Below are 12,997 nucleotides of genomic sequence, written 5' to 3'. Positions count from 1 at the left end.
TCACGACCTCCCTTGCGATTCTGGGGCGCTGGCCAGCATTGCCGTGACATCGGCGGCCGTTACCGACCCCTCGGGACGGCCTTCTGCATCGACAATGACGACCGGAGCGGGTCCTGCGGCGAGGGCGAAGACCTCGTGAAGAGGGCGGCTGCCTTCGATCGAGGCGGCCCCGTTTGACAACAGCGCCTGAAGCGCCTCCGCCTGCGCGGGCGCACGTATCGCGGAGCGTACCGGGAGCACGCGACCGCGATCTATGTCGCGAGTGAAGGCGGCGACATAGTCGTCCGCCGGGCTGAGCACGATATCGGCTGGCCGGCCGACCTGCGCGAAGCGACCGTCCTTCATCACCGCCACATGGTCGCCAAGTGTCAGCGCCTCGTTGAGGTCATGGGTGATGAAGATGATAGTGGTGCGATAGCGGCGCTGAAGTTCCAGCAACTCACCCTGCATGTCGCGTCGGATCAGCGGGTCCAGCGCGCTGAACGGCTCGTCCATCAGCAGGATTTCCGGATCCAGCGCCAAAGCCCGCGCCAGGCCGACGCGCTGCTGCATACCGCCGCTGAGATCGGCAGGATGGCGATCGGCCCAATTGCCGAGGCCGACGCTGTCCAGCGTTTTCAGCGCCTTGGCGCGGCGCTCGGGCTTGGCCAGCCCGCGCATCTTCAGGCCATATTCGACATTTTCCGCAACTGTGCGGTGCGGCAGCAAGGCAAAGTGCTGGAAGACCATGGTGATCTTTTCCAGCCTGAGTTCCCGCAGCCTTTCCTCCGAAGCGGTGACCACATCTTCGCCGTCGATCTCGATGCTGCCGGCGGAGGGCTCCTGTAAGCGGTTCAGGCAGCGCACCAATGTCGACTTGCCTGATCCGGACAGGCCCATGACGACGAAAATCTCGCCGGCATCCACCGAAAACGAAACATTGTCGATAGCGACGACCGCGCCGGTGCGCTCAATGATCTCCCGTCTGGAAAGCCCGTCGCGCGCCAGCGCCAACGCCTCTTGCGCATCCGTGCCGAAGACCTTGCTCAGTCCGCGGACCTCGATACGCTTGGATGCCGGCGGCGTCTCGGTGGGTGACGGATCGGTGCGGGAAGCGCCGTGCATCACGAAGAACCCTGGGTGGCAAAGCGGGCGAAGCCGCCAGCGAAGTGGCCCATCGCTGAATTAAAGTTATGTCCGTTGATCGCGTTGGTCCGCGTTCCAGCCATGCCGCTCCTCCCAAAGGCTATGATTTCAGCGTTGAGACGGACTTGTAAACCGCACTCCTGTGAATGTTCGTCATAATTCCACGTAATGTGACCATCACGCGCGTCAGAATGGTGAATTCTGCAGCGTTGCCGTCGATCCATTGGTTTCGGAGCAGATCCACGCCAGGAATGACTCCACCGCAGGTTTCCGGGCGGGTGCCGCCTTCAGCACAACGAAGTAGGCGTGGCGGGTTCGGACCGATTCGGAGGAAACCCGGATAAGCTGCTTCTGCCGCAGAAGATCGGAGACGAGCCTGTGCCAGCCGAGTGCGATGCCTTCTCCGCGCAAGGCGGCATAGATGGCATCGGTGTAGAAATTACAGCTCAAGGTAACGTTGCGGGGATCGCTGCTGTGTCCGAATGCGCTCAGCCATTGCTCCCACCCGGTCCAGCTGGAATCCAGTGAATCGCTGGCGATGAGATTGTGGCGCGCAAGATCGGCGACACAATCCGGCGCTCCGTGCTCGGCCAGATACCCCGGGCTGCACACAGGGAAGATGTCGTCGTTGAACAGCATGATCGCCTTGCCGTCCGGCCAGTTTCCGTTGCCGTAGCGAATGGCGACATCGATATCCTCGCGAAGCAGGTTGACCGCACTATCCTGGGTCACGATTTTCAGCTTCACGTCGGGGTTTGCCCGGCGAAAGTCCGATATATTGGGCAGCAGCCAGAAATGTGAAAAGGCGACCGACGCCGAAATGACCAGTTCGGCGGGTTTGCTCTCGTCGGTGATGCTCTGCACCGTCTGGGCGATGATGCCGAGCGCCTCCGACATCGATTTCGAAAGGCTAAGGCCACGCGCTGTCAATTCGATCGAGCGATGCAGCCGGCGAAAAAGCTGAAATCCGAGGTTTTCCTCCAGCCCCTGCACCTGTCGGCTCACGGCGGCTTGCGTGATTCCCAGCTCGGCTGCGGCCTTGGTGAAACTTTTCTGGCGGGCAGCCGCCTCGAAAACGACCAACGATGTCATCGAGGGAAGCTGGCGACGATATCCAGACATGAGCCTGCCTTATGCTAAGCGAACGAAAAAGTGCCCTTGACGGTTCTAGTGCATAACGGATGCTCATGCACAGGAGCCTTTTTGTCTTCCTCGTCCGTTCACGGACGGGGAGCAGTGCAAAGGTGCCTGGCGGCCGATGGCGTGGCCGTCTTCGAGCGTCATGAACAGGGTTGCCGCGATGAACGAAATTCCCGAAACAGCAGTCCAGCCTGCCCAGCGCCGCGAACGGGGAGGCGGGCGCCACGCCCGCCGCGAATTGCGTTCGCACGGCCCGCAAGGCGTGGGCCGCCCCTACATCATGCGCAACATCCCGACCTATGACGTTCTCTCCGAAGAGAACCTTGTGCGCATCGAGGAGACGGCAGACCGCATCCTGGCCGAAATCGGCATCGAGTTCCGCGACGATCCGGAAGCGCTGGCACATTGGAAGCGGGCGGGCGCCGAGATCGATGGCGTGCTGGTGAAGTTCGAGCCGGGCATGTTGCGCGAAATCCTGAAGACTGCGCCCGCCGAATTTACTCAGCACGCGCGCAATCCCGCCAATTCGGTGCGGATCGGCGGCGGAAGCGTCGTGTTTTCGCCCGCATACGGATCGCCCTTCGTGATGGACCTCGACAAGGGGCGGCGTTACGGCACGATCGAGGATTTCCGCAATTTCGTGAAGCTGGCGCAGTCATCGCCCTGGCTGCATCACTCCGGCGGGACCATTTGCGAGCCGGTGGACGTGCCGGTGAACAAGCGCCATCTGGACATGGTTTATGCCCACATCAAATATTCGGACCGCGCCTTCATGGGCTCGGTGACGGCCGAGAGCCGGGCGGAGGATTCCATCGACATGGCGCGCATCGTGTTCGGGCGCGATTTCGTCGATGAGAACTGCGTCATCCTAGGTAACGTCAACGTTAACTCGCCGTTGGTGTGGGATGCGACGATGACGACGGCGCTGCGCGCCTATGCCCGCGCCAACCAGGCGGCGGTGATCGTGCCCTTCATTCTCGGCGGAGCCATGGGGCCGGTGACCAATGCCGGCGCAATCGCGCAATCCCTGGCCGAAACCATGGCCGGCTGCGCTCTGACCCAGCTGGAGCGGCCCGGCGCGCCGGTGATCTTCGGCAATTTCCTGTCCTCAATGTCGCTGAGGTCTGGCTCGCCGACTTTCGGCACGCCCGAGCCGGCGATCGGCTCGATGGTGGTGGGGCAATTGGCAAGGCGGCTCAATCTACCGCTCAGATGCTCGGGCAACTTCACCACTTCCAAGCTGCCCGACGCGCATGCCATGAATGAAGGCACGATGTCGATGCTGGCCGCCGTTCACTGCGGGGCCAATTTCATCCTGCATTCGGCAGGTTTCCTCGATGGGCTCCTGTCCATGTCCTACGAGAAATTCGTCATGGACACCGATTTCTGCGGCGCCTTGCACACCTATCTCGACGGCGTGAAGGTCGACGACAACCAGCTCGCGCTCGATGCCTTTCGCGAAGTGGGGCCGGGCAGTCACTTCTTCGGCAGCGCACACACGCTAGCCAACTATGAAACGGCGTTCTGGGATTCGGAAATTGCCGACAATGAGCCTTTCGAAAAATGGGAGGCGGCCGGCTCCAAGGATGCCGCCGCCCGCGCCAATCTGCGCTGGAAGAAGGCGCTCGCCGAGTACGAGGCGCCGCCGCTCGACGAGGCGATAGACGAGGCGCTGAAGGAGTTCATGAGCCGGAAAAAGTCCGGCATGCAGGACGCCTGGTACTGAATTGTCGTCGCCTAACCTGCGCGCGCCTCGGCAATCGCTTTGGTGAAGGTCTCCTCATTCATCACGCCATGAAAGATCTTGGTGCCGACGATGAAGGATGGCGTGCCGCCAAAGCCGAAAGCGTTGGCCTGGTCCATGTTGCGGGCCAGGATGCCGTCGACGCGTTTGGAATCCTTCTTGAACGCCGCTTCCATGGCCTTGGGATCCAAGCCCGCTTTTTCAAGCGCGCCGTCCACCTGTTCGTTCGTCAGCCGCCCCTCGGTGGCCATCAGCGCATGCAGAGCCTCGGAATATTTGCCCGAGGCTTTTGCTGCGAGCACGAGGCTTGAAGCATAAACCGATGTTTCCCCGAAGATCGGCCAGTCCTTCATGATCAGCCTGACATTGCCGTCCGTCTTGACGACCTTCATCAGCTCGGGATGACCTTTCTTGCAGTAGGGGCACTGATAGTCGAAGAATTCCGCGATCGTGACATCGCCTTTCGGATTGCCGAGCGCGGGAATTTCAGGGTCGAACAACACCTCTTGCACGGTCGGGAAATCTTGCGCGCCGACAAGGCCGGGAAGGATGAGTGCTGCGGCTCCGGCCGCGGAAGCGGTCAGAATCTGTCGTCGGTTGATCATCAGATTTCTTCTCCTTTTCCTGATTGTTGTTTGTCGAGAACGACCACGCGCGAACCCTTGGGCACGCGCCGGTGCAGATCGATGATGTCCTGATTGAAAAGGCGAATGCAGCCGGATGAGACGGACTTGCCGATCGACCACGGTTCGTTGGTGCCATGGATGCGGTAGAGCGTGTCCTGCCCGCCTTTATAGAGGTACAGGGCTCGCGCGCCGAGCGGATTTCGCAAGCCGCCTTCCATTCCTCCGGCCCATTTTTCATAGCGTTCCGGATCGCGCTTGATCATGTTCGGAGTGGGCGTCCAGCCCGGCCAGGAAGCCTTGCGCGAAATATCGGCGTCACCCTGATATTCGAGCCCGGCCTTGGCGACGCCGACGCCATAGCGCATCGCCTTGCCGCCCTCCATTACCAGATAGAGAAAGCGCGCATGCGGATCGACGACGATCGTGCCGACCGGTTCATCCGTCTTGTAATCCACCACTTGCCGCAAATTGCGCTTGTCGATCTTCGAGACGTCTACTGCCGGAATAAGGGTGCCATTGTCGTCGATCGCGCCGTACATTTTGACATAGGACGGATCGGGTGCGGGCTTCAGCGCGGCCTTTGTTGTGGGCTGCGTGGTGGATGAACAGGCTGCGACGGCCACCGGGACCGCGGCAAGAAAAAGCGCGCGCAGCAGAATGGCCGGCCCGGTGCCGGTGCGGTGTTTTTTGCGGGTAGGCAAGTGTGTCTCCTTAGTTTTCACCGCTGAGGCGGGCTATTTTGGATTGCAGTATTTCGCGCGAGATCTCGCCCAGATGGGCGTGCTGAAGCACGCCATCGGCGCCGATGAACAGCGTTGCGGGCAGGCCCGGCGCGCCGTAATGCCGGGACAGATCGACAAACTGGTCGAGCAGGATCGTCTCGAGTTCGATTTTCTCGCGTGACAGGTAGCGTAAGATCGCGTCGCGCCCTTCGCCCTGATTTGCGAAGACGAAATCGACGGCTGGAGATGATGCCGCGACTTCAGCCATCATCGGCATTTCGCGACGACAGGGCGGGCACCACGTCGCCCAGAGATTGATCACCATGGGCTTGCCGGTTTTGCCGTCGAGCATTTGTTCCTGGCCGGCAAGGGTAGGGAATGATTTGGCGGGCAGCGCTATGGCCTGGGCGCCGCCGGTAAGTTGCCAGGCGGTGTTCCATACGACCAGCGCCAGCGCGAGCGGCAGGAGCGACCACAGCCGCTGCCGGGCGGTCTTCAGCACCAAAAAGACGGTAAGCAGTATGGCGAAAGCGGCGGGCGGCCAATAGAAGCCGCCCTCCCAAAGGGCAAGCGCGCGCAAGGGTTCCGCGGCAAAGCTGCGCCAATGGATCGCGACATGTCCAAGCCGGGCAGCAACGATGCCCCCGAGCAACACCCACCAGGACCAGGCTTGAAAGCGTTGGTCGACGCGGTGCGCCAGAACGCCGGAAACAAAGGTGAAGATGAAGACGCCGAGGACCACGGCGAAGCGGTCGGCGGCCATCACCAGGGGTCCGATGGAGACTGCATCCATCTCAGATGCCGCCTGTCAGGCTCGCGGACCGGGACAGGCCTTCCGCGGTAATCTCGCCGACCAGCCGTGTGCCGGCCATTTCGCGACTGGTCTTGTCGAAGAAAACCATCGTCGGTGGACCGGCGACATTCAGTTGCTTCATCAAATCGGCATTGGCCGCGTCCAGGCTGGAAAGGTCGGCCTCGATCAGGTCAAAGCCGCCGAGGCTGCGGCGTACCCCGTCGTCGGTCAGAACCGAGCGCTCGATCGTACGGCAACTGACGCACCAGTCGGCGGTGAAGTAGACCAGGGTCGGCTTTGCTCCCTTTGCCGAATCCAACTGGGCCTGGAGGTCCGGCACGGAGGCCACCTTGGCGAAGCTGAGTTCGCCCGAAGCGGCAGGCGCCGAACGGCTGGCGAAGACAGCCAGCGGCTTCAGCGGATCGGTTGCGCCGGAGGCAGCGCCGAGCAACAGGATCACGCCATAGACCAGCGCCGTCGTTCCGAAGGCGCGGGCAGCCACCAATGCGTTGATTCCGCTATATCGGTTGCTGAAGGCAAGGCTCGCCACGCCGATCAGCAACGCCGCCCATAGCGCCAGATCAACGCCCGCCGGGAGAAGCGGAGTCGCCATCCAGATAGCCGTCGCCAGAAAGCCGAAGCCGAACAGGCGCTTGACATTCTCCATCCAGGCGCCGGCGCGCGGAAGCGCGCTGCCACCGAGCGTTCCAAGGATGATCAGCGGAATTCCCTTACCGATGCCGAGCGCAAAGAGCGCAGCCGCGCCAAGCGCCACATCTGCCGTCTGGGCAATGTAAAGAAGCGCGCCGGCCAAGGGAGCAGTAACGCATGGACCAACGATCAGGGCCGAGGAAAAGCCGAGCACGGCTGCGGAGCGCTTTGATCCGCCCATCGCGCCCGTCCTCCTTGCGACCCAGTTCGTCCACGACAGGGGCAATTGCAGCTCGAACAGGCCGAACATCGACAGCGCCAGCAGAGCGAATGCGAGCGCAAGGACTCCGGTCGTAATGGGCGATTGCAACACCATCTGCAGGTTCTGGCCTGACCATCCGGCGACCGCCCCGAGCAGGCCGAAAGCGCTGGCGAGCGACAGGACATAGATGGTGGAAAGGATGAAGCCGCGGCGCGGTGTCAGCCTGTCGCCCTCCCGCGCCAGCGTTCCTGCCAGGATCGGATACATCGGAAAGACGCAAGGGGTGAATGCAAGCAGCAGGCCGAACAGGGGAAAGCTGGCAATCACCAGAAGCACGCCCCCGCGTTCCAGAAGCGAGGGGATCAGGCCCTTGTCTTCGGCGAGCGCGAATGTTGCGGTGGAAGCATCGCTGCTTTCTGCCTGGGGCAACGGATTGGACGGTGCCGAGGTTTGATTATCGGTTTCCCACTGCAGCGTCGAAACCGCGCCGCCTGCAAAGGGATTCGTGATGGCAAGCGTTACCGGATCGATGACCCTGGTTTCCGGCCGGTAGCATATGCCATCTTCCTGGCAACCTTGATAGACGAGCTCGATCGGTGCCTTGCCCGTCGGGCCGACGACGGCGCTCGCGCGATCGTAGTAGATCTCCATCCGCCCGAAATTCGGGTCGTCCTTGGAAATTCCGGATGTGGTCTCAACCGGGATCTCCTCACCGTCCGCCACCCTGGCGCTTATGTGGTCGCGGTAAAGGTAATACCCCTCGGCAATCGTCCAATCGAACCGGAGCGCTCCATTTGACTCTTTGGCGACTTTCAGTTCGAAAGCCTCGTCCACGGGCAGGGGACCGGCCTGCACTGTCGCCAAAGAGCCAAGAAAAATCAGAACGGCAAGAAATAGCCTCATTATCGTCCTCGATTGCGTGGGCGCATGCTGCCAGGACAGCGCTCATGGAAATCAAGGTGCGGACGCCAGCTTAAGGCAGCCTTAAGCGAGAGCGGCAGATTGGGTGCGCGGAAGCTAGGGTCAGGACCTGTTAATATGATCGAAATGGCGCATGGAACGGCAAGGAAATGCCAGGAGAAGGCCGAAGGTCGATGTGGTTCCATCGACCGAGGGTTCCGACGCAGCAGTTCGACGCCGTTTCGGCGTCCTTCAGATGGCCTCACACCATTTCGACCAGAGTAATAGGCCCTGACCCTGGCGGAAGCGAGAAAAGTGCGAATACTTGTGGTTGAAGACGATCCGATGCTGCTCGACGGGCTGACCGTCGGCCTTGGCTTGGCTGGCTTCACCACCGATCCGGTATCGACCTGCGAAGACGCTCTGGCAGCGGTGGCCGCGCAGCGCTATGACGCCATCGTGCTCGATCTCATGCTGCCGGACGGGTCGGGGCTCGATGTCCTTGCTTCGCTGAGAGGAAAAAAGGATGCGACCCCGGTGCTTCTGCTGACTGCCCGCGATCAGGTGGCCGATCGCATCAATGGGCTCGACGCCGGTGCCGACGACTATGTCGGCAAGCCCTTCGATCTTGACGAGCTTGCCGCCCGCCTGCGTGCCGTCGCACGTCGCGGGGCAGGGAGGGCCGCGGCCCTGCTGGAGTGGCGCGGGGTGGTGCTCGATCCGGCGCAACTGACCGCGACCAGCGGCAGCGCTCCGGTCAAGCTTACGCGTCGGGAGTTCGCTGTTCTGCGGACGCTGATGGAGCGGCCCAGCGCGACCGTTTCGAAAGCAGCCCTGGAGGAAGCGCTCTATGGCTGGCAGGAAGAAGTCGAAAGCAACGCGGTCGAGGTGCACGTCCACCATTTGCGCGCGAAGCTCGGCTCCGATTTCATCAGGACGGTGCGCGGTCTTGGCTACCGACTGGCGGAGGAGGGTTGATGACCTCAATCAGAACCCGGCTGATCACCATCCTGATCGGCACCACCGGGCTCGTCTGGCTGTTGGCCGTCGCCTGGATCTATCTGAGCACCCAGGCGGAGGTCGAGCGGGTTCTCGATGCCAGGCTGACCGAAGCCGCACGCATGGTGAATTCGCTGCTCACCGATCACCGCATCGAGATCGCGATGGCCGAGGGCCTGGGCGATATTTCGCCCAAACCGAATGTCGAGCACCACCCCTATGGGCGTCAGCTTTCCTGCCAGATCTGGTCGCTGGACGGCATGCTGGTGGGGCGCTCAGAAAGTGCGCCCCATGCAAGGCTGACCGAGGTGAAGCAAGGCTTTTCCGAAACCGAGGTCGATGGCGAAACCTGGCGCGTCTATACGGTTGAGAATCCACGGCTCGGTGTGCGCGTGATGATCGGCGACAGCGTGCGCATTCGTAACAAGCTTGTGGGCGACGTCATCAAAGGTCTGGTGCTGCCGGCGGCGTTGATCCTGCCTTTTCTGGCCGGCATGATCTGGCTCAGCGTCAGGCGGGGCCTGTCGCCGCTCAACGATATGGCGGGCGCCCTGTCGGCACGAGCGGCAAACGATCTGCGGCCCTTGCCGAACACTGACATGCCAAAGGAGATCGCACCGGCCATCAACGCGCTCAATGGCTTGTTCAAGCGCGTCGCGGAGGCGCGCGAACGGGAGCGGGGTTTTACCGCTTTCGCCGCGCATGAGTTGAAGACGCCGCTTGCCGGTCTCAAGACCCAGGCGCAGATCGCGCTCGGCAGCGGCGATGGCGAGGTGCATGCCAACGCGCTTCGCCAGATCACCGCCGGGGTCGACCGCACCAGCCGGCTGGTCAGGCAGTTGCTGGACCTGGCGGCGTTGGAGGCGAGCGACGACGAGCCCGCTTTGAACCCCGAAAATCCGGCCAGGCTGCTTTCGACCGTTTTGGCGGATGTGTCGGAGCTTGCGCGATCGCAGGGCGTAACGATCGAGTTTGTCGATATAAGCGACGATCTACAGATCATGGTCGAGCTTCAGTTCTTCCTTCTGGCGCTGCGAAACCTGCTGGAGAATGCGATCAATCATTCGCCCGAGGGAGGTACGATCACCTGCCGCGTCGTGGCGGAAGGAGATCGGATACAGCTTGTCATCGAGGACGAAGGTTCAGGTGTTCCAGAAGCCGAACTGCCTCGTGTGACCGAGAGATTCTTTCGTGGCCGCAACCGCTCGGCTACGGGCAGCGGTCTCGGCCTTGCCATCGCGCAAACCGCGATGGAGCGCATCGGCGGCCAATTGCGGCTCGAGAATCGTCAGCCGCGTGGCCTGACCGCCGCGCTCGCGGTAAGGTCAGCTCATGGCAACAAATGAACGCTCGCAGCGAACGCTCTGCTGCGTTGGTTGCGCAGTGCCGCCGGCGTCGTCTGATATTTCTCTCGGAACGCGCGGATGAAATGCGATGAATCGCAGAAGCCGGTCGAAGCCGCAATCTGGGTCACAGTATATTCGGTGTGGCTGAGCAGAAATTCGGCATATTCAAGCCGCATGATCTTGTAGGCAAGCGTGGGCGCCATGCCCACTGCCCGCTGGAAATGACGTTCGAGCTGGCGCCGGGTGGCGCCGAGGCGACGCGCGATTTCCGCCGCCGCGAGCGGTGCATCGATGTTCTGCTGCATTAAGAGCAACGCTTTCTTGACCAGTTGATCGTCAGTCTTGAGATCGAGCGGAATGCCCGGCTGCGGTTTCTCCGCGCGCAGCGCGTCGTCGATGATCATGATGTGCAGGCTCTTGCGCGCCTGGGCGCGGCCGACGTGTTTTTCCACCAGATGCGCCGCCAGATGCGCTGAACTCGCCCCGCCCGAGCAGGTCAGCCTGTCGCGATCGACGATGAAGATCTGGTCGGAGACGGGTTTCAGCCCGTCGAACTGTTCCAGGAAGTCCGTGTGATGGAACCAGCTGACGCAGCAGCGATAACCGTCCATCAGTCCGGCGCTATGCAGAATAAACGCCCCGGTGCAAACGCCGACCAAGGGTATCTTCAACGCCGCGGCACGTTGCAGATAGCGAGCATATTGCGGGCTGAGATTGGGAATCTCGTCGATCAGACCGCCCACCACGACGATATAGTCGTACTTCGTCGGGTCGCCGAGGCGCTCATTGGGTTGCACCATCACTCCGCAGCTCGATGCCACCGGGTTCATCGTATCAGATAGCACAGTCCATTCGCACAGGATCGGCCGGCTGCGGTCTCCCTCGTCGGCGGCAAGCCGCAGCACGTCGACGAAATTGGCAAAGGCGCACAGGGTGAAGCGCCGTGCGAGGATGAAGCAGACTGACAGGCGAGGGGCAGCGCCCCGCATTGGCGGCTGGTTACGTCTGACGCTTTCCATTCGAGCCTCCAGCGACGAGGCTGTCGCATGGGTTATATTACGCTGACGCAACTGTTCTGTTCAACTACCGCGTGGTTCGCAATAGTCCCGCCATGTTGAACCTCGGGGTGTGCCGTGACCCGCTTCTCGCTTTCTTCGCTTCTGACCAACGCCTTGACCGGCAACAAGAACTGGCAGCCGCAATGGCCGGATGCCGAGCCCAAGGCCGAATATGACGTCGTCATCGTCGGCGCGGGCGGGCATGGTCTTGGCGCCGCCTACTATCTTGCCAAGGAGCATGGCATCACCAAAGTCGCCATCATCGACAAGGGTTGGCTCGGCGGTGGCAATACCGGCCGCAACACGACGATCATCCGCTCCAACTATCTCTATGACGAGAGCGCGCGCCTCTACGACCATGCGCTGGATCTCTGGGAGGGGCTCAGCCAGGAACTCAACTACAATGTGATGTTCTCGCAGCGGGGCGTCATGATGCTAGCGCACTCCGTTCATGATGTGCAGAGCTTCAAGCGCCATCTCCACTCCAACCGCCTCAATGGCGTCGACAATGAATGGCTGACGCCCGAGCAGGCCAAAGAATATTGTCCGCCGCTCAACATCGCCGCCAACGCCCGCTATCCCGTCATGGGCGCGACGCTGCAGCGGCGCGGCGGCGTTGCCCGTCACGACGCTGTCGCCTGGGGCTATGCACGCGGGGCAGCGGAGCGCGGCGTCGATATCATCCAGAACTGCCCGGTGACGGCGATCCGCCGGGATGCGTCCGGCCGGGTGAGTGGCGTGGAGACGCCTCGCGGCTTCATCAAGGCGAAGAAGGTGGCGGTGTCGGCCGCCGGCAACACCTCGGTGGTGATGGACAGCGCCGGCGTCAGCCTGCCGCTCGAGAGCTACCCGCTGCAGGCACTGGTATCGGAGCCGGTCAAGCCGATCTTCCCATGCGTGGTCATGTCCAACACCGTGCATGCCTATATCAGCCAGTCCGACAAGGGAGAGCTGGTGATCGGCTCGGGAACCGACCAGTACGTCTCCTATAGCCAGCGCGGCGGCCTGCCTTTGATCGAACACACGGTCGCGGCGATCTGCGAGGTGTTTCCGATCTTCACCCGCATGCGCATGCTGCGCAAATGGGGCGGCATCGTCGATGTCACGCCGGATCGTTCGCCGATCATCGGCAAGACGCCGGTGCCTGGTCTCTACGTCAATTGCGGCTGGGGTACCGGCGGTTTCAAGGCGACGCCGGGCTCGGCCCATGTCTTTGCCCACACCATCGCGAGCGACGAACCGCACCCGATCAACGCGCCTTTTACGCTGGAGCGCTTCACCAGCGGCCGGCTGATCGACGAAGCCGCCGCTGCCGCCGTGGCGCACTGAGGAACGCTGAAATGCTCTTGATCCATTGCCCCTATTGCGATGCCGAACGGCCGGAAGTCGAGTTCGCCTATGGCGGGGAAGCCCATATTGCCCGTCCGTCCGATCCCTCGAAACTCACAGATGAGGAATGGAAGAACCACCTTTTCATCCGCCGCAACACGCGCGGCACGCATTTCGAGCGCTGGCGGCACCAGCATGGCTGTGGCCGCTTCTTCAACGCGGTGCGCGACACGGTGAGCGACAAATTCGTGATGACCTACAAGGCCGGACTGCCCCCGTCCGAGCGAAACCGAGATTGAGAA

General features: G+C 62.0%; 12 protein-coding genes. 5 read left to right on the top strand and 7 right to left on the bottom strand.

From position 1 onward, the window contains the following. Positions 1 to 1,104: a quaternary amine ABC transporter ATP-binding protein gene (locus ACLKMW_RS04870; RefSeq protein WP_415723269.1), complete on the bottom strand. Its 1,104-nt coding sequence runs from the start codon at positions 1,102 to 1,104 to the stop codon at positions 1 to 3. A gap of 207 nt (positions 1,105 to 1,311) precedes the next feature. After that, positions 1,312 to 2,247, bottom strand: a complete 936-nt coding sequence (locus tag ACLKMW_RS04865) for a LysR substrate-binding domain-containing protein (RefSeq protein WP_415723268.1) — start codon at positions 2,245 to 2,247, stop codon at positions 1,312 to 1,314. A 160-nt stretch (positions 2,248 to 2,407) separates the two neighbouring features. On the opposite strand from ACLKMW_RS04865, the gene ACLKMW_RS04860 reads away from it, so the two are divergent. Continuing rightward, on the top strand, positions 2,408 to 3,991 hold the full coding sequence (locus ACLKMW_RS04860) for a trimethylamine methyltransferase family protein (RefSeq protein ID WP_415723267.1): 1,584 nt from the start codon (positions 2,408 to 2,410) through the stop codon (positions 3,989 to 3,991). Positions 3,992 to 4,002: 11 nt separating this feature from the next. Here ACLKMW_RS04860 and ACLKMW_RS04855 read toward each other — a convergent pair whose 3' ends face one another. The 4 genes from ACLKMW_RS04855 to dsbD are packed head-to-tail and all read right to left on the bottom strand — an operon-like array spanning position 4,003 to position 7,966. Then, positions 4,003 to 4,614, bottom strand: coding sequence for a DsbA family protein (locus ACLKMW_RS04855; protein WP_415723266.1), 612 nt, complete (start codon positions 4,612 to 4,614; stop codon positions 4,003 to 4,005). After that, entirely contained in the window at positions 4,614 to 5,336 is a 723-nt protein-coding gene (locus ACLKMW_RS04850; RefSeq protein ID WP_415723265.1) for a L,D-transpeptidase, read from the bottom strand. Before ACLKMW_RS04850 ends, ACLKMW_RS04855 begins: the two co-directional genes overlap by 1 nt. 10 nt (positions 5,337 to 5,346) lie before the next feature. Continuing rightward, positions 5,347 to 6,150: a prolipoprotein diacylglyceryl transferase family protein gene (locus tag ACLKMW_RS04845; RefSeq protein ID WP_415723264.1), complete on the bottom strand. Its 804-nt coding sequence runs from the start codon at positions 6,148 to 6,150 to the stop codon at positions 5,347 to 5,349. 1 nt (position 6,151) lies between these two features. Next, positions 6,152 to 7,966 carry a protein-disulfide reductase DsbD gene (dsbD, locus tag ACLKMW_RS04840; RefSeq protein ID WP_415723263.1) on the bottom strand — a complete coding sequence of 605 codons (1,815 nt, stop codon included), beginning with the start codon at positions 7,964 to 7,966 and terminating at the stop codon, positions 6,152 to 6,154. A gap of 312 nt (positions 7,967 to 8,278) precedes the next feature. On the opposite strand from dsbD, the gene ACLKMW_RS04835 reads away from it, so the two are divergent. Beyond that, positions 8,279 to 8,941, top strand: coding sequence for a response regulator (locus ACLKMW_RS04835; protein ID WP_415723262.1), 663 nt, complete (start codon positions 8,279 to 8,281; stop codon positions 8,939 to 8,941). Continuing rightward, positions 8,941 to 10,308 (top strand): ATP-binding protein, encoded by a 1,368-nt coding sequence (locus tag ACLKMW_RS04830; RefSeq protein ID WP_415723261.1) that lies wholly within the window; start codon positions 8,941 to 8,943, stop codon positions 10,306 to 10,308. The genes ACLKMW_RS04835 and ACLKMW_RS04830 overlap by 1 nt, the downstream gene beginning before the upstream one ends. Here the strand turns inward: ACLKMW_RS04830 and ACLKMW_RS04825 are convergent. Continuing rightward, positions 10,293 to 11,327: a GlxA family transcriptional regulator gene (locus ACLKMW_RS04825; RefSeq protein ID WP_415723260.1), complete on the bottom strand. Its 1,035-nt coding sequence runs from the start codon at positions 11,325 to 11,327 to the stop codon at positions 10,293 to 10,295. The genes ACLKMW_RS04830 and ACLKMW_RS04825 overlap by 16 nt on opposite strands. A 114-nt stretch (positions 11,328 to 11,441) precedes the next feature. On the opposite strand from ACLKMW_RS04825, the gene ACLKMW_RS04820 reads away from it, so the two are divergent. Next, positions 11,442 to 12,695: a sarcosine oxidase subunit beta family protein gene (locus tag ACLKMW_RS04820; protein ID WP_415723259.1), complete on the top strand. Its 1,254-nt coding sequence runs from the start codon at positions 11,442 to 11,444 to the stop codon at positions 12,693 to 12,695. Positions 12,696 to 12,706: 11 nt separating this feature from the next. Continuing rightward, positions 12,707 to 12,994 (top strand): sarcosine oxidase subunit delta, encoded by a 288-nt coding sequence (locus ACLKMW_RS04815; protein WP_415723258.1) that lies wholly within the window; start codon positions 12,707 to 12,709, stop codon positions 12,992 to 12,994. The last annotated feature ends 3 nt before the right edge of the window (positions 12,995 to 12,997 follow it).

The sequence above is a fragment of the Borborobacter xinjiangensis genome (genome assembly GCF_047739745.1).
Taxonomy (GTDB): Bacteria; Pseudomonadota; Alphaproteobacteria; order Rhizobiales; family Rhizobiaceae; genus Pseudaminobacter.
Note: the sequence above shows the minus strand (reverse complement) of the source record. Positions and strands in the feature narration are given on the sequence as shown.

Excerpts from the sequence above, each read along its gene's own strand:
- ACLKMW_RS04815 (WP_415723258.1), top strand. The coding sequence starts at position 12,707 with ATGCTCTTGATCCATTGCCCCTATTGCGATGCCGAACGGCCGGAAGTC.
- ACLKMW_RS04845 (WP_415723264.1), bottom strand. The coding sequence starts at position 6,150 with ATGGATGCAGTCTCCATCGGACCCCTGGTGATGGCCGCCGACCGCTTC.
- dsbD (WP_415723263.1), bottom strand. The coding sequence starts at position 7,966 with ATGAGGCTATTTCTTGCCGTTCTGATTTTTCTTGGCTCTTTGGCGACA.
- ACLKMW_RS04860 (WP_415723267.1), top strand. The coding sequence starts at position 2,408 with ATGAACAGGGTTGCCGCGATGAACGAAATTCCCGAAACAGCAGTCCAG.
- ACLKMW_RS04825 (WP_415723260.1), bottom strand. The coding sequence starts at position 11,327 with ATGGAAAGCGTCAGACGTAACCAGCCGCCAATGCGGGGCGCTGCCCCT.
- ACLKMW_RS04870 (WP_415723269.1), bottom strand. The coding sequence starts at position 1,104 with ATGCACGGCGCTTCCCGCACCGATCCGTCACCCACCGAGACGCCGCCG.
- ACLKMW_RS04830 (WP_415723261.1), top strand. The coding sequence starts at position 8,941 with ATGACCTCAATCAGAACCCGGCTGATCACCATCCTGATCGGCACCACC.
- ACLKMW_RS04865 (WP_415723268.1), bottom strand. The coding sequence starts at position 2,247 with ATGTCTGGATATCGTCGCCAGCTTCCCTCGATGACATCGTTGGTCGTT.
- ACLKMW_RS04855 (WP_415723266.1), bottom strand. The coding sequence starts at position 4,614 with ATGATCAACCGACGACAGATTCTGACCGCTTCCGCGGCCGGAGCCGCA.